Annotated in this window: 14 protein-coding genes, 1 riboswitch and 1 other annotated feature; of the genes, 4 read left to right on the top strand and 10 right to left on the bottom strand. The window is 37.6% G+C overall.

Annotated features, from left to right (window positions below; translation table 11 throughout):
- Positions 1-29 precede the first annotated feature (29 nt).
- From ACQW5G_RS03045 to ACQW5G_RS03025, 5 genes are all read right to left on the bottom strand, one after another.
- Positions 30-566, bottom strand: a complete 537-nt coding sequence (locus tag ACQW5G_RS03045; RefSeq protein ID WP_429971602.1) for a folate family ECF transporter S component — start codon at positions 564-566, stop codon at positions 30-32.
- A gap of 43 nt (positions 567-609) precedes the next feature.
- Positions 610-708, bottom strand: a riboswitch (THF riboswitch).
- A 22-nt stretch (positions 709-730) separates the two neighbouring features.
- Positions 731-1,618, bottom strand: a complete 888-nt coding sequence (gene metF, locus ACQW5G_RS03040) for a methylenetetrahydrofolate reductase [NAD(P)H] (protein WP_429971601.1) — start codon at positions 1,616-1,618, stop codon at positions 731-733.
- A 3-nt stretch (positions 1,619-1,621) separates the two neighbouring features.
- Positions 1,622-3,880 (bottom strand): 5-methyltetrahydropteroyltriglutamate--homocysteine S-methyltransferase, encoded by a 2,259-nt coding sequence (gene metE, locus ACQW5G_RS03035; RefSeq protein ID WP_429971600.1) that lies wholly within the window; start codon positions 3,878-3,880, stop codon positions 1,622-1,624.
- 88 nt (positions 3,881-3,968) lie between these two features.
- Positions 3,969-4,224: a binding site (T-box leader), on the bottom strand.
- Between the two features lie 51 nt (positions 4,225-4,275).
- Positions 4,276-5,064 (bottom strand): homoserine O-acetyltransferase/O-succinyltransferase family protein, encoded by a 789-nt coding sequence (locus ACQW5G_RS03030; RefSeq protein ID WP_429971599.1) that lies wholly within the window; start codon positions 5,062-5,064, stop codon positions 4,276-4,278.
- Between the two features lie 14 nt (positions 5,065-5,078).
- Positions 5,079-6,350: an O-acetylhomoserine aminocarboxypropyltransferase/cysteine synthase family protein gene (locus ACQW5G_RS03025; protein ID WP_429971598.1), complete on the bottom strand. Its 1,272-nt coding sequence runs from the start codon at positions 6,348-6,350 to the stop codon at positions 5,079-5,081.
- Positions 6,351-7,113: 763 nt separating this feature from the next.
- On the opposite strand from ACQW5G_RS03025, the gene ACQW5G_RS03020 reads away from it, so the two are divergent.
- From ACQW5G_RS03020 to ACQW5G_RS03010, 3 genes are all read left to right on the top strand, one after another.
- On the top strand, positions 7,114-8,274 hold the full coding sequence (locus tag ACQW5G_RS03020; protein ID WP_429971597.1) for a trans-sulfuration enzyme family protein: 1,161 nt from the start codon (positions 7,114-7,116) through the stop codon (positions 8,272-8,274).
- Between the two features lie 77 nt (positions 8,275-8,351).
- Entirely contained in the window at positions 8,352-9,185 is an 834-nt protein-coding gene (locus ACQW5G_RS03015) for a hypothetical protein (RefSeq protein WP_429971875.1), read from the top strand.
- The gene (locus ACQW5G_RS03010) at positions 9,182-10,843 is read left to right on the top strand and encodes a formate--tetrahydrofolate ligase (RefSeq protein WP_429971596.1); all 1,662 of its coding nucleotides are present in this window, start codon (positions 9,182-9,184) and stop codon (positions 10,841-10,843) included. Before ACQW5G_RS03015 ends, ACQW5G_RS03010 begins: the two co-directional genes overlap by 4 nt.
- 44 nt (positions 10,844-10,887) lie before the next feature.
- Here the strand turns inward: ACQW5G_RS03010 and ACQW5G_RS03005 are convergent, their stop codons facing one another.
- The 5 genes from ACQW5G_RS03005 to ACQW5G_RS02985 form a co-directional block, all read right to left on the bottom strand.
- Entirely contained in the window at positions 10,888-12,264 is a 1,377-nt protein-coding gene (locus ACQW5G_RS03005) for a glutamate--cysteine ligase (protein ID WP_429971595.1), read from the bottom strand.
- A 436-nt stretch (positions 12,265-12,700) separates the two neighbouring features.
- Complete coding sequence (locus ACQW5G_RS03000; protein WP_429971594.1) at positions 12,701-13,375, bottom strand: ABC transporter ATP-binding protein; 675 nt, start codon at positions 13,373-13,375, stop codon at positions 12,701-12,703.
- A gap of 1 nt (position 13,376) precedes the next feature.
- Complete coding sequence (locus tag ACQW5G_RS02995; protein WP_429971593.1) at positions 13,377-14,432, bottom strand: ABC transporter permease; 1,056 nt, start codon at positions 14,430-14,432, stop codon at positions 13,377-13,379.
- Positions 14,432-14,950 carry a TetR/AcrR family transcriptional regulator gene (locus ACQW5G_RS02990; protein ID WP_429971592.1) on the bottom strand — a complete coding sequence of 173 codons (519 nt, stop codon included), beginning with the start codon at positions 14,948-14,950 and terminating at the stop codon, positions 14,432-14,434. The genes ACQW5G_RS02995 and ACQW5G_RS02990 overlap by 1 nt, the downstream gene beginning before the upstream one ends.
- Positions 14,951-15,086: 136 nt before the next feature.
- Positions 15,087-15,926: a DegV family protein gene (locus tag ACQW5G_RS02985; protein ID WP_429971591.1), complete on the bottom strand. Its 840-nt coding sequence runs from the start codon at positions 15,924-15,926 to the stop codon at positions 15,087-15,089.
- A 159-nt stretch (positions 15,927-16,085) separates the two neighbouring features.
- Here ACQW5G_RS02985 and ACQW5G_RS02980 point away from each other — a divergent pair, with 159 nt between their 5' ends.
- Entirely contained in the window at positions 16,086-17,270 is a 1,185-nt protein-coding gene (locus ACQW5G_RS02980; protein WP_429971590.1) for an MDR family MFS transporter, read from the top strand.
- Positions 17,271-17,273 lie beyond the last annotated feature (3 nt).

Below are 17,273 nucleotides of genomic sequence, written 5' to 3'. Positions count from 1 at the left end.
CTGAATTTTTAGAATTCAGTGCTTTTTGATTACTTAAATACTTCAGGTCTCATGTGATTAATATTTTTATTATTCAAGATCCAGTAAAGCACACCAATTTGGATAGGCAAGGAAATACAGTTTTTAACAATTCGAATTGGCAAGAATGCGAAGAAGTTAGTATGAGCAAGAATTGATACCCAGAGAGTATTCATCAAGATATTAATAAAAATGGTGATGAATAGGACTACCAGGACAATGCTTAATAATGAAATCTTTTTGCGATTGTAGAAGGCGAAGCTATAAACCAAAGCGCCTAACATCGCAGAAACCGTGAACCCAAAGAAATAGGGCTGACCACTCATTAAATTTTGAATGAAATCTACAATAAAAGCGATTCCAACTGACCAAAAAGGTCCATACCAACGTGCGATTAAGGCCACGGCTACGAATGTAAATGTGAAAGATACATTGGCGTTTCCGATGACTAACCGACTCAACACAATCTCAATTGCCATTAAGACTGCTAAATAACTGATTCCTTTGACACTTAGGGGACGTAATCCCCATTTTTTGAAACTTTCCATTTCGACATCTCCAGTCAGGAGCTGCCACCAAAAGGCGGATCTTAGTGGCGAATGCGGAACTAGCATCGCAAACGTTTAAGTTTTTCGTTCGACGTTCACATTCCGTTCCATCGACACTTAACGCGCTAGTTCCTACCCCGATATATTTTGTGTTACAAGTTTTATTATAAGGACTTTTGGAGCTGATTGCTAGTAGCTTCGAAAAGGGTATGGGTAGCATCCCAAATTCGTTGGGCATTTTCAGCATTATTCATCGTATAAAGATGAATTCCATCGACTCCGTTAGAAACTAAGTCCACGATTTGATCAATGGCATAAGCGATTCCGGCATCCCGCATTGCTTCTTTGTTATCAGCGTAACGATCCATGATTGCGACAAATTTCTTAGGCATTTCAATTCCAGATAATTCCGTAATGCGCTTGATTTGATTTCGATTCGTACAAGGCATAATTCCAACTTCAACCGGAATATTGATTCCAGCTAGCTGAAGGCGTTCACGGAAATCGTAAAAAGCCTGGTTATCAAAAATCATTTGGGTAATTAAATGACTCACTCCATTATCGATTTTTTCCTTAAGATGAAGGGTATCATCAACAAAGTTATTTGATTCCGGATGTTTTTGCGGATAACAGGCACCAGAAATATCAAAGTTACCGTGTTGTTTGATAAATTCAGCTAATTCGGATGCGTATTTAAAATCACCGACGGGTTGTTGATCAGGAATGTGATCACCCCGTAACGCCAAAACGTTCTTGATGTTATGGTCATTTAGTTGTTGTAAAAATTCTGTTACATCTGCTTTGGAGCGATACAAACCCGGAATATGCGCCATTGTTGGAATTTTTAAATCATTTTGAATGGTAGATGCCAAATCAATGGCACTATTGTTTTGTGATCCTCCAGCACCCAAAGTAATGGAAATGAAGTCGGGCTTGATACTTTTGATTCCGCTGAGGGAATTGATTAGATTATCTTCACCCTGAGCTGTGCGTGGGGGAAAGACTTCTAAAGAAAATACGGTTTTTTCATTAAAGATGTCTTTTAAACTCATAATTTATCCTAACTCTGCGCGTTTTTGGTTAACTGCGGCGATTAGGTTTTCGAGACTGGCGAATGACTCTGCTTCGCCACGAGTTTTAAGACCACAATCAGGGTTAATCCAAACTTTGCTTTCAGGTAATTTAGCCAAAATGTTGTTAATCACGTTGTAGATTTCGGCTTGACTAGGGACACGAGGAGAGTGAATATCGTACACTCCAGGACCAACTTCAGTTTCAAAATTGTTAGCTTTCAACTTATCGATGATTGATAAATCAGAACGAGATGCTTCAAATGAAATTACATCAGCATCCATGTTATCAATGGCAGGGATAATATCGTTGAATTCGCTGTAACACATGTGCGTATGAATTTGGGTGGTTGGCTCAACTTTACTATGAACTAACTTAAAGGCTGGAATAGCCCAGTCTAGGTATTCTTTGAACCAGTCACTTTGACGAAGAGGAAGTTTTTCTCGTAAGGCAGCTTCATCAATTTGGATGATTTTAATACCGTGTTTTTCAAGATCAAGCACTTCATCCTGAATAGCTAAGGCAATTTGGGTTACGGAATCTTTAGCTGAGATATCTTCACGGGGAAATGACCAGTTGAAGATGGTTACGGGACCAGTGAGCATTCCTTTAACTGGTTTATCAGTCAAACTTTGGGCGTAAGTTGAAGCAGCGACTGTGATTGAATTCTTACGGCTCACATCACCCCAAATGATTGGTGGCTTAACGGCCCGACTTCCGTATGATTGGACCCAAGCTTTCTTAGTAAAGGCAAATCCGTCGAGGTTTTCACCGAAGTATTCCACCATGTCATTCCGTTCGTATTCACCATGAACTAGAACGTCAAAACCGGCTTTTTCTTGCCATTCAATAATGCGTTTAATCTTGTCATTGTTGAATTTGTCGTATTCTGCTTTTGAAATTTTGTGGTGTTTGTATAATGAACGATTCTTACGGACATCCTTAGTTTGGGGGAATGAACCGATTGTTGTAGTTGGTAAATCAGGGAGCTTGAATTCAGCTTTTTGAATGTTTTCACGTTCACTTCGTTCTGGTAAACGAGTGTAGTCAGCAGCAGTTAAGCCTGAGATACGATCAGCTACGGCTGGATTAGCAGGGTGGTTGACGTTTTCAAATAATGCTTGGTTTTCAGCTAATAATGCTTGATTATCATGGAAGAAAATTTGATCTAAGTCATGAAGTTCATCAAGTTTTTGGTAGGCAAAGGCTAAATGTTGTTTTAAATCTTTGTCTAAGTCAGTTTCGTTTTCCACGGTGTAAGGTACATGGAGAAGGGAACATGAAGTAGTGATGACTAAGTTATCGTCAACGGGCAAGCTCTTAAGTAAATCTACCGTCTTTTGGTATTCGTTACGCCAGATGTTTTTCCCGTTTACGACACCAGCAAATAAAGTTTTGTCTTTAGGGAAACCGAATTTACGAACGAGGTCAGCAGTTTGTTTACCTTCTAAGAAATCTAATCCGATTCCGTCAAAAGGAAGGTCGATTAAATCTTGGTAGATATCACGCACATCACCGAAGTAAGTTTGAATGTTAACTTTGAAATTGTGGGGAGCTTGTAAAATACCATCGTAAAGTTGATGGAACAATTTTTTATCAGCGTCAGTTAAATCAAAAACTAAAGCTGGTTCATCAAGTTGAAGCCAGTCGAGATGGGTTTCGTTCAAACGTTTGAAGATGTCTTGGTAGGCAGCAATCACGGCTGGAGCAAAATCGGCGGCTTGTTTTTTACCAACGTAGCGAGCTAATTTCAATAAAGTGTAAGGTCCGACGATGGAAGCCTTCACGTGTTCATGATGTTCGCAGGCTTTCTTCACATCTTCGAAGAAACGTTTTCCAACAACTTTAATATTGGTTTTGTCATCAATTTCTGGCACGATGTAATGGTAATTGGTATTGAACCATTTTTTCATTGGGAGAGCTTTTACTGATTTACCGTCTTTTTGGTAACCACGGGCTTCAGCAAAATATTCATCAAGTTCGTTTAAACCTAAATCACGGTAACGAGCAGGGGTGATGTTTAATAAACTAGCAGCGTCTAGGACATTGTCGAAGAATGAAAAGTCACCGGCACTGACTAAATCCAGTTTGGCATCTTCTTTGTTCCAGTTCTTAGCTTTTAATTCATCAGCGATGCGTAATAATTCAGCTTGATCAATTTCATGTTTCCAATATTTTTCTGTTGCATGTTTTAGTTCACGATCTTCTCCGATACGTGGAAATCCGATAATACTTGTACTCATAATGTTACCTCCTCAGGTAGTTGAAATTTAATTTGTCCTAATGGTTGTCTAAAAAAGGGTAAAAAAAAGCCCGCAGTCTAAAATTAGACTACGGGACGAAATCGTCGTGTTACCACCCTGATTTTGCAATGCATTACTACATCACACTCAACAAGTACGTCATATTACTATGAGATACTCTAACGCGGTAACGGGCGCACCCGAACTTGGCTTATCTGAAAGACTCACCTTATTTAAATCGATTCCGAGACCATTTTCAGTTTCTAAACAACGCTGACTCTCACCAAAATGTCAGCTCTCTTTAGGTTGTCGCTAAAACTTACTTATCTCATCAATATCTTTATTGATTTGTAGTTTATAGAATTTTAATTTTTTTGTCAATGATTTTTTGGGAATTAATTTTGAGCAGTGGTCGCAAATTGATTAAGCCAGTGGCGATAGAACTTAGTGGCGTCAGCATTCCACGTGTTGTGCGGATGCTGATTTTGATCGAAATAATTTTTGGGTTCGGCAGTTTGCAAACCGTTTTTAACATCGCGAAAGTATTCGTTAGCTAACGTGGTGGTCCCATATTCAAAATGACCAGTGACGTAATATGATTTCGTTTGCTGATCAAAGATCACGGTTGCGCCAATTTCATCATTGCCAGCTAGCACATCAGCTTTGACACTAGTTTGCGGAATTTTGAAATAACGCGAATGGGGCATCGTAATTCCATTGGTTGTATAAACACCATAAATTTTATCTGTGACGGGAACACCAGTTAAAACTTCATCAACTGTTCCAGCCGCCCAAGCGGCCCAGCAACTAAACAAACTAGTGTTGACGTGAGTTTTGCGCCAATCTAAGAAGGTTTTGAATTCATCCCAATAATCAATGTCAGTAAATTGTTTTTGATCAATGGGTGCACCAGTTACCAACAATGCATCAAAATGTTGGTCCCGAATATCTGCCAAACTAACATATTTAGCAATGATTTCAGAATCAAAATGCTTAATGTGATGACTTTTCATCCGACAGAAAGTGACATTGAAATTATGCGGCGTCCGTTTTAACAAACTGATAATTTGATGTTCTGTTTCGGCCCGATTGGGCATTAAGTTTAAAACCAATAAATTAATGGCGTCGAGTTGTGGTTGATGATTGTTTTTGGCATAGCCAGATAAGATGTTCATACATCCCATGGGATTAACCTCCTTTAAATTTTTGCGAGTGCTTGATCTAAATCAGCAATTAAATCGTCCACGTTTTCAATTCCAATTGAAATACGAACTAAGTCAGGGGTAATACCAGCTTCTTTCAGTTCTGCTTCGTTTAATTGAGCGTGAGTGGTAGAAGCAGGGTGGATGATTAATGATTTAGCATCCCCGACATTTGCGAGTAATGAGAAAAGTTGTAAGTTCTCGATGAGTTTTTTACCAGCAGTTTCGCCACCAGTTAAGCCAATTGTGAAAATGGAACCCACACCATTGGGGAAATCTTTTTCGGCTAACTTATGGTATTTGCTGGATTTGAGTTCTGGATATTTAATCCAAGCCACTTTGTCATTATGGTCAAGATAATCAATGACTTTGCGGGTGTTTTCGACATGTCGTTGAACTCGTAAAGATAAAGTTTCAAGACTTTGAATGAGCAAGAATGAGTTGAACGGACTAATCGCAGCTCCAGTATCACGAAGAACTTCAGCTCTAACTTTAGTGGTGAAAGCACCGGGTTTTAAGTCAGCGAAAACTAAGCCATTGTAGTGAGTATCTGGAGTAGTAAATCCAGGATAACGACCACTAGCTTGATAATCGAACTTGCCGTTTTCAGCAATCACACCACCCATAGTCGTTCCGTGACCACCAATAAATTTAGTGGCAGATTCAACCACGACATCAGCACCATGATCTAACGGACGGTACAAGTATGGTGAAGCAAACGTGTTATCGACGATTAGCAAAATGCCATGGTTATGAGCAATTTTGGCAATTTCATCAATGTTACTTAAATTGATATCAGGGTTACCGATGGTTTCTAAATAAAGAGCTTTGGTATGCTCATTAATTGCTTTTTCAAAGTTTTCAGGATCATCAGAATCAACGAAATGTGTTTTAATGCCTAATTTGGGTAAAGTAGCGTTGAATAAATTGTAAGTTCCACCATAGATGGTACTAGCGGAAACAATTTCGTCACCAGCTTCAGCAATGTTGGTAATGGCAGCATTTACCGCGGCGGCCCCGGATGCTAATGCAACGGCACTAGTTCCATTTTCTAAGGCAGCCACCCGTTTTTCTAAGACATCAGTCGTTGGGTTAGTTAAACGCGTGTAGATATTTCCGGGTTCAGTTAACGCAAAACGATTGGCAGCTTGTTCGGCATCTTTAAAGACATATGAAGTAGTTTGATAAATTGGAACGGCTCTAGCCCCTGTTTCATCAACGGTTTGACCTGCGTGGACTTGTAGTGTTTCAAATTTTTCTTTTGACATAAGTAATTCCTCCTAAATTTTGGCAAATAAAAAAGCTCTCATTCCATGTATAACTAAATACATGGGACGAAAGCTTTCGCGGTACCACCCAACTTCGCTTTATCATCACTAATAAAGCCTCAACGACACAAACATGTCAGGGAAGTTATCGGTTCCTACCGGATTGTTAGCTTGCACTATTAATCGTGACTCAGAGTTCATCTGTAACTCAAAATTAGATGCACCTTTGCACTATGCGATGCTCACTTAAAACTAATTCGTGAGAGTTACTCTTCTCGTCGACGTCTGAATATTTAAATTGTTATGAATTTTAAACTTGTTTGCTTTATTTTGTCAACAAAAATTATTAACTAAAATTTTTTTAAAATAGTTTGTACTATATTACGAAAAAGTTTTCGGTATTTTAAATTGATTTTTCTGTTTGACAAATAAATTAGGAATCGGTAAACTTCAAATCAATCAAAAAACGTTGCAAAGATAAGTACGGTTTTTAAACTTCTAAAGAGAGCTGACATTTGGTGAAAGTTGGTGTAGTGGCGAACCAGAAAATGGTCTTTGATTTAAACAATTGAGCGAGCTTCGGTGAGTTCAATTCGGGTGCGCCCGTTACCGCGTTAGAGTATCTCACAATCAGTGACGTACTTGTCGAGTGACAGACAGTGATGTTTGTCAAAACCAGGGTGGTAACACGTATCTACGTCCCGTAGTCTATTCAGACTGCGGGATTTTTTTATGGAAAAAATTACAAAAAGGAGAATTTATTATGACAGGATTTAACACGAAATTAGTTTTTGGAAAAGGTTTGAACAACTTACATGACAACGATACTGGGGCAGTGAATGTGCCGATTTATCAATCAACGACATATGCTTTTAAGGATATTGATGGTGATAATAAATATGATTATTCTCGTTCATTGAATCCGACCCGGGAATATTTGGAAACTCAAATTGCGGCGTTAGAAGATGCCAAGTATGGATATGCTTTTGCTTCTGGTAGTGCTGCCATCCACGCAGTGTTTACAATTTTCCGTCCCGGTGACCACATTGTGGTTAGTAAGAATATCTATGGTGGCACTTTCCGTTTGATTAATGATTATTTAAAACAACTTGGAATTGAATTTACCCAAGTCGATACGCAAAATTTGGCCGAAGTGGAAGCTGCGATTAAGCCAAATACCAAAGCCATCTACTTTGAAACTATTGATAATCCGTTCATGAAAGTAACTAGTGTTAAGGCGGTATCTGAAATTGCTAAACGTCATAACGTGTTAACCATTATTGATAATACGTTTCTTACCCCTTATCTCCAAAAAGCTTTGAATTTAGGGGCTGATATTGTGATTCATTCTGCCACTAAATATCTCGGTGGTCACTCTGATGTAATTGCCGGATTGGTGGTGACTAACAATGATGAAGTCGGTGAACAAATTTACTTCTCCCAAAATGCTGTTGGAGGAATCTTAGCTCCTGAAGATTGTATTTTAGTGATTCGGGGAATTAAAACTCTATCAGTTCGGCTTGATCGTCACATCCAAAATGCGCAAAAAGTATTGGAATATCTTGATACTAAAGGATCAGATATTGAAAAGATTTACTATCCTGGACGAGCTGGAAATGCGAGTGATGAAGTTGCTAAAAAAGAACTTAATGGTTATGGTGGGGTGATTACTTTCCAATTGAAAGATCACGTTGATGCTAAAAAATTCGTGAATAGTTGTCAGTTAATTTGGCTAGCTGTGAGTTTAGGCTCAGTCGAAAGCTTGATCGAATTACCTTACTTCATGACCCACGCAGAGTTGCCAGTGGAAGAACGCCAAAAAGTCGGAATTACTCCACAATTGGTACGTTTGTCAGTCGGACTTGAAGATCCAGAAGATTTAATTGCTGACCTGGAACAAGCTTTTGTTAAAGCGGAAAAATAAATGTGTAAATCATGTTAGTTTGTAAATTTGGGGGAAGTTCGGTGGCGGATGCACAATAATTTCTCAAAGTAAAACAAATTGTAAATGCAAATCCAGCGCGCAAAGTCGTCGTAGTGCGTGCAATTGGTAAATGTGATCAGTATCAAGTGAAGTTAACCGATCAATTAATTGAATTAAATGAGTTATTGAAGCAAGCAGATGAACGAGCAGTCCAAGTGATTGCTGAGATTAAAGCTAAAATAAGTGCAATTGTAGCAGAATTGCAGCTTGATTTTGACGTTAGCGAATTAGACCAATTGGCTGATTTACGGGATGCTAATTTAATTTCTCGGGGGGAATATTTTACTGCTCGATTAATGGCAGAGTATTTAGACTGGCCTTTGATTGATGCACGCCATTTTTTGGTAATTCATCAAGGAAATGTTGATTATCAAATTTCAAAATTTAGACTTAACCATTTAACTAAAGACATTGAGCATTTTATTGTACCAGGATTTTATGGGGTGAACAAAGACCATCAGATTGAATTATTAACTCGTGGTGGTGGCGATACGTCGGGAGCAATTGTAGCAAACTTAGTTAATGCAGCTAAATATGAAAATTGGACGGACACTTGTGGCATTTATGATGCTGATCCAAATGAGCATGCGGATGCGCAACGTTACGATTTTCTAACCTATACTGGTTTACAGGAATTTGCTGATCTGGGTTTACAAATTTATAATCCAGCCGCAATTAAACCAGTGCAAGCAAAACAGATTCCCATTGAAATCCGGAATACCAATGATCCAAATCAAGTTGGAACCATCATTATTAGTGATGCAAAATTTCACTTTAAATTACCCGTTCAAGGCAATAATGTCGTAAAATCAAAGAGTAAACAGAAAAATAAAAAGGAGATTGCCCAATGAAAAGTGATATTGAAATTGCCCAAGCGGCACAAAAATTACCGATTACTGAAATTGCTCAAAAAGTGGGCTTAAAACCGAGCGAAGTTGTACCTTATGGTCGAGACAAGGCTAAGGTCGAATTCGATGAAAAACTCCATGATAACCAAGACGGAAAGTTGATTTTAGTGACATCAATTAACCCAACTCCAGCTGGAGAAGGTAAGTCAACGGTTGCAGTTGGATTGGCGGATGCTTTGAACCTTGAAGGTCATAAAACGATTTTGGCCTTACGGGAACCATCTTTAGGGCCTGTCATGGGGATGAAAGGCGGAGCTGCCGGGGGTGGATACTCACAAGTGGTTCCGATGGAAGACATTAACTTGCATTTAACCGGAGATTTCCACGCGTTAACGATTGCCCAAAACACATTAGTCGCCTTAGTAGATAATAGTATTTATCAAGGTAACCCATTGAATTTGGATCCCCGTCAATTACTTTTGAAACGTACGATTGATGTTAATGACCGTGAACTACGGAATGTCGTGATGGGTCTGGGTGGTCGTTTTAGTGGAGTGCCACGTGAAAGTGGGTTCGACATTACTGCAGCCTCTGAATTGATGGCTATTTTGACGCTTTCGACTGATTTGGAAGATTTACAAAACCGAATTAATAGGATTGTGGTAGGTTACACTTATGACAAACAACCAGTCACAGTTGCACAGCTCAAAGTTGGTGGTGCAATTACCGCTTTATTAAAAGATGCAATTCATCCCAACTTGGTTCAAACCATCGGACATACTCCAGCGTTAATTCATGGTGGTCCGTTTGCCAACATCGCTCAAGGAACCAACTCGATTCAAGCCACTGAAACAGCACTTAAACTTGGTGATTTTGCCGTTACTGAAGCTGGATTTGGGGCTGACTTAGGTGGGGAAAAATTCCTTGATGTAAAAACGCCATTATTAAGCAAACATCCCGATGCCATTGTGATTGTCGCAACGGTCCGCGCACTTAAGATGCATGGTGGATTAGCAAAAAATGAACTCGAAAAAGAAGATTTAAAAGCGCTTAAAAATGGCTTAAGTAACTTAGGCCAACACATTAAGAGTATGAAACGTTATGGTATCCCCGTCGTAGTAACCGTCAATGAATTTACTTCTGATACTGCCAAAGAAGTTCAATTAGTTGATGACTATGTCAGAGATTTAGGGGTCACTGCGGTACCTGCTAATGTCTGGGCTAAAGGTGGCGAAGGTGCACGAGAATTAGCTAAGGAAGTTGTGAAAGCCACTGCTAAACCAGCTGAATTCAAGCCACTTTACAATCCAGATGATTCTGCCATTGATAAATTAAACAAAATTGTGACTACCATTTATGGTGGAAAAGGTGTGGTGCTTTCTGACAATGCCAAGAAACAACTCGCTAGTTATGAAAAATTAGGCTGGGATAAACTGCCAGTAATTGTGGCAAAGACCCAATATTCATTGTCAGATGATCCAAAGAAACTCGCTGCACCAAAAGATTTTGAAATTCATGTCCGTGAGTTTGTGCCCAAACTCGGGGCAGGATTCTTAGTCGCCTTAACTGGCAAAATTTTAACGATGCCTGGATTGCCAAAACATCCAGCTGCTGAAAACATCAAAATTGATAAAGACGGAAAAATTTCCGGATTGTTCTAAACAAAAATGTCTACTCAACTTAATGGGTAGACATTTTTTAGTTATTAAAATGGTTTAAAAGCATCACTTGCTGTAAAAGTTTTCTGAGTATCGTTATGTTGTAATTCAATCTGGTCGTCAGTTAAATTAATGATGTGATATCCGTGCGTTAAGGCTTGTTCGTAGAGTTTTTGAAAGTTCTTGGGGACATCCAAGAAACTGTTATCTTTGGCAAATTGTTGTTTATATTTAAGGCCTAATTTTTCACCAAGTTCCAATTCATTGCCAGCTTTAGCCAATTTTCCAGAAATGGTTTCATGTGGATCAGCTAACATAGCATTAACCCAGGCAATGGTTTTAGTAAATTCAGGCACCTGGAGTTGCTGATTAATTTGGGCGAGCTGTTGCATTAATTGCTGCGCGAGCTCAGCGTATCGCTCTGGTAATTTAGCAGATGGATTTCCTAATGCAATCTGATTATTGATATGCGTGTGCGCATCAAGTTCAGCTTTGGTCCATTCGATATCAGAGGAAATTGAAGCGATAATTAACAAATGAATGAAATAAAGAGTTCTGATATCTAATCCATTTTGGGAAAACGGATTGTTATCTAGCATTCTAAATTCTAAGTAATCAATACGATTTTCATCATCATCGCTTAATGATTTCAACCGAACCGGGCCGTAAAATTCACTTTTGGCAAATAAATCTCCATTTTCAATATGATGTTTGATATTAGCTTGAAAATCAGCGAAATTATCGTAAGTGACATTAATATTACTTTTATTGGTAAAACCAAAATCACTGGCACGAAATGATTTAACGGTTTTATTTTTAATATTCTCTGGTAAATCATCATCAGGATTGAGATCTTTTGGTGCAGCACCAAATAAATAGGTGAGCAGCCATTTATATCCAACGATATTTTTTGCAATTTTGAATAATAATTGGTTTTTAGCAACTTGAGAATCAGCGATTTGTTGTTCTTTTTGAAAAGCAGCAATGATTGCATCACTAGGGGAATAACTAAAATGAATTCCACACATAATGTGTTGGAACAAACCGTATTTGGCAATTAAAGTTTTCCGGTATTCAGCATACCAGTATCTTTCAAAGGTATTATTCAAGTACGTTTCGTCGTCAGGATTTAGTTTAGGTGGCATAGAAAAAGGCCAGATGATTTCATTTTTAGTCAATTTACTTTGTAAAATGGCCTGTAAATTATGTAATTGATGATAAGTTGCTTGAATTGTATCATGGGGTGCGGTTACCAATTCTTCCATACTTTCAGAAAAATCAGTTTGAAAATAAGGTTGGGTTTTCCGATCACCCAGGGCTGGATGATGTTGATTTCTTGAAAGTGATTGGCGCTGAAGATCATAACGGTGTTCTTCAATTTCAATGCCAAACAAACCACGAAGTGAATCATTAGTTAATTTCATAATGCTTACCTGCCTTTGCTACTGATTGTTTAGCTAGTTTTAGTAAACTTTACTTGTAAACGATTTAATAGTCAATAAAAAATTTAGATAAACAAAAACCACAATTATGGCAGGTCCATTGTGGTTTTGTATAACGTTATGATGTGAGCAAATGCTACATGATTTATTATAATTATTATTTATAGAAAATCAACCATTATTTATGGCAATCTTAGATGTTTCGCTTTATTGTAATGGCTATAAATAGAGTTTAAGAACTGGTTATTTTTCACATTGTGTGCAATGATATAGAAGCTATCAAAAAAGATAGCAACGCTTACAGTTACTACCTCGATGAATCCGTCGATGACATAATTAATACGATTATGTAAGATTCATCAAATATAATAACACCCTCGGGATTATTTTTAAATTCTAAGGGTGTTATTTTTTTCTTTTATTTAATTAAACTGATTTTTCCATCTACTAAATTATAAATATGATCAGCATATTGATTTACCCGATCGTCATGGGTGACTACGATAATCGTACGATGTTCTTTTTTGGCTAGGTCAGATAACAGTTGGCAAACTTCGGTGACTCGTTTACTATCCAACGCAGCAGTAGGTTCATCAGCAAAAATGATTTGGGGTTTAGTATATAATCCCCGGGCGATGGTAACTCGTTGACTTTGACCACCCGATAGTTCGTTTGGAAAATGATTGGTTAAGTTATCAATATTTAATTTTTGCATCAAAATAGTTAATTCATCCTTAGTCATATTACCTTGATGTCTGACTTTATCGACTAACGTAAATTGTTGTTGCACCGTTAAATAAGGAACGAGATCGTGAGCTTGCAAAATGAATCCAATTTGATTTAACCGAAAATCATCTTTAGCCTTACTACTTAATTGATCAACTTTCGTTTGATTAAGTTCCACCGTTCCTGAATCGGGATTACGTAAAGCACCCATGATAGTTAAAAGGGTACTTTTACCAGATCCAGATGGTCCAGTGATGATATCTAGTTCACCTTGCTGAGCAGTGAAGTTAATGTTATCTAGAACTTGAAACCGATTTTCACCGTCACCAAAACTTTTATTGATATTCGTTAGTTTGATTGCTTCCATATTAACCTCCAATTGCTTCAGCTGGATCAATTCGCATAATCATCCATGATGGAATAATGGCACCGATAATTCCGGTAAATAGTAATCCGATAATGGTTGCCCCAATGATAGGTAAATTAAAATCAATTGGAACCGCAGCCGGTAAAGCAGCAAACGTTGCCCACGTTAGGAATAAACTGCCGATAATTCCCATACCAACTAAAATGACGGATTGAATTAGTGTAGCTTTGACTAAGAAAGTGGCTGGAATTCCTTGGGCTCGAATAACAGCATAATTTTGCATTTTTTGCATGGTTAAAATATAGAGGAAAACCGCAATGACAATTAAGGAAATAACCATTAAAAATCCGATCATAAATGAAAAAGTCATATTTTGAGCGGAGTAACCAGGTAAATTTTGCACCACGGTCTGCAAAGAGTAACTATGAAGCTGTTGATTATGAGCTGGCAAGTTAGTTTTGCTAATAATCGCGTTTCCAGCAAAGTCGTTACCTAAATTACTAATTTGATGCCAATCAGTCATGGTTCCATAAAGTACAGGAGCGATGTTTAATTTAGCATTTTTAGTAAATCCAACAATGCGATAAGTTTGTTTACTAGAATTTAGTTTGATTTGGCTACCTAAGTGATAACCATTTTGTTGTAATGAGGTATCGGCAACAACTTCATAGGATTTAGTAGCTTTATGACCACTGGTAATTTGTAAATGTTTATAAATATATTGTTGCTGATTCAATCCAATGAATTGTCCAGAAACTTTTTGGTGTCCAGTTACAACGACAGGAGTGTTACCAATGATGGAACTATCACGAGAATTAATTTTCATGTGGCTAAGCTGAGCAGTAGTAATTTTAGATTGTCCGATATTGATATTGGCATCCTTATTTAGAATGATCGTTTTCGGTTGCCACGAATTAATGGCCTGAGTATTTTGATTAGCTAATCCGATGGCTAAACTAGTTAAGATGAAAATCAAATATCCAACTAAGACAATCATCATGGTGATTAAGCCATAACGAAGCTTATCGTGTTTGATTTCATTCCATGCTAAAAACATTAGTTATCCTCCTTAAATAATTTATTTAAACTCTTTTTTAGTAAATCTAAATATTTGTTTTCTGCTGCTGGATATAGCAAACAGTCCTTAATAGTTTGGTGAATTAAAACACTACTTGACCATTGTTCTGGTGATAATTTAGAAACATCTGGCTCATATTGAGTAGGTAAGAGATATTGATTTTTTTGATAATAAAGTTTGATGAAATCATGATATTTTCCATCCCGTTGTTGATTAACAAATTCTTGAATGGCCGTCATGATTGTTTCAGTATTTAAAGTTCGATCAAATTTGAAGGGCCGATGAATGTTTTGCATCGCAATTCGAAAAATGTATTGGTAAGCATCATTTAAATCCGAAAAATATTTATAAAAAGCCCCACGCGAAATTCCAGCTTGTTTTACAATAGTAGAAACTTTTGCTTCGTTAAGACTATCTTGAGAAAAAACTGATAGTAAGACGGTGGTAATCCGGTTGCGTTTGTCATCATTTAAATTCATAAAGGTTTTACTTGGCATAAGCATTCTCTTTTCAATAAGTGATAGTGACACGGTGTCACTTTATAGTTATATCATAGCAAAAAGTGACACCGTGTCAACTTTTTAGCAACAAAAAATCCTTAATTAACTTAATAATTAAGGATTTTTGAATAGTTTAATTGAAAATGATTGAATATCCACCAGGACCAACGTGAGTCATAATAATTGGACTAGTTAAACGAGCTAACACGTTGATATCAGGACGTTCTTGGTTGATCCGAGCTTTAATTTCATCAACGTCTTCAGTTGAATCAACGTATGAAAGGCCAACTTCAGATACTTCAGGATTAGCGATAATTTCATCAACTAATTTGTCACGAACTTTACGAAGTTTCTTATTTCCACGACATTTAGCGTAAAATTCGAGTTTTCCATCTTTAACTTCCAGAGCGACCATTAATTTGATTAGTGATGAGATGAAACCAACAGCGCGGCTAGCCCGACCACCTTTAACAAGGTAGTCAAAGCTTTTAATCATAACAAAAGTTCTAATTTTATTTCGGTAAGCGTCCACACCAGCGATGACTTCTTCAGGGATTTTCCCAGCTTGAGCAAGTTCAGCGGCACGAATAACTTCCAAACCTAAGCCACGGTCAGTTGTTTCACTATCAATGACACGGATATCACCGTCGATTTGTTGTGCAGCGGATGCAGCAGTTTCCACAGTTCCGCTAAGCACGGGGGCTAAATCAAGACAGATGATGGTACCTTCTGGATCCTCTTTCATGATGGATTCAAAGGTAGTTACGAATTGACCTAATGCTGGTTGACTAGTCTTAGGAAATTCAGCTTCATTATCATCAAGCATTTTTGAGAATTCTTGACGGGTAAGATTGACGTTGTCTTCATAAGTTTTACCTTCAAAAGTAACTTGAAGGGGAACAATTGTAATGTTATATTTTTTGATTTCTTCGGGAGTAACTTGTGCAGTAGAGTCGGTTACGATATGTATCATTTTTTTCTTCCTTCCAACTAAAATTCATTTAATTGCCATACCTATTATTATAGTAGAACTAAGAAAAATTTAACACCATTACTAACCCTTGGAACTGTTTAAAAAGTGCTATTTGTGCGAAAATAAGAGTAACGTACTAAATTCGAAGGAGATGAACCCATGAAAATTAAAGAAAAAAGTGAAATTCGTCTCAGTTCAGTGTTGATTTACTCATTATTGCTGAATTCAGGAGCCGCATTGATGTGGCCATTGACGACGGTTTATATGCATAATACTTTGCACGAATCACTTACAATGGCAGGAGCAGTGTTATTCATCATGTCGTGTTTTATGGTCCTCGGAAATTATCTTGGGGGACTCTTATTTGATCGCTGGTCACCCTATAAAACGGCATTGATTAGTATTACAACCGCAATGATTCCAATTGTGTTACTAATCTTTTTCCACGGTTGGCCAACTTTTGCGATTATGTTATTCATTTATGGATTAGGTGAAGGGGCTAGTTTAACAATTCTGAATTCCTATGCCGCCAAAGTTCATTCTAAAAGTACCCGGTATGTGTTTAATTCGGTTTACATTGGAATTAACGTTGGGGTAGTAGTCGGAACGACCGCAGTTGGTTATTTAATGAAATTTGGAGTGCCAGTCGTCTTCTCAGTAGCAACTGTTTTCTATGTGATTCTGTTACTGATGACCATTTTTGAATTTAAGGTGGATTTTTCTCATGCCGAAAAACACCTTGCCAATCATAAGCAACATGCTGAAAAGAAAAAGAACCCATTTGCTTCTAACTTAATTCTCAGAATCTGTATTATGGTCTTCTGTATCTACATGAGCTATACCCTCTGGGAAAGCGTGATGCCAGTCCATATGGAAAGCTTGCACATTTCGTTTGAACAATATAGTTATATTTGGCCAATTAACGGACTTTTGATTGTGTTTGTGCAACCGATTATCAATAAATTGGGACGTCGTTTTAATATGGTCCGTCAAATTGCCTTTGGGGTCTTAATCTTTGGGCTAACATTCTTCATGTTAATTTGGGCTAAGCAATACATCATGTTTATAATTATCATGATTATTCTTACCTTTGGGGAAATGAATGGTCTTCCATCAATTCCAGCTTGGATTGATGATTTAGCTAATGATAATGAAAAAGGCAAGTATCAAGGAATGTTTAACATTTTCATGTCATTTGGACGGGCAGTTGGACCATTATTTGGTGGAATTCTGGCTGAATGGTTAAACTATTCAATCTTGTTTGCCTTGGCTGGTGGATTGATTATTGTCTCAATGATTTTTGTTTTGATTGAAAACAAAAAGTTTCAAAATGCGGAAAGCTAATTT

It is taken from the genome of Fructilactobacillus sp. Tb1 (genome assembly GCF_050500285.1).
GTDB lineage: Bacteria > Bacillota > Bacilli > Lactobacillales > Lactobacillaceae > Fructilactobacillus.
This window is presented reverse-complemented; position numbering and strand designations above follow the sequence as displayed.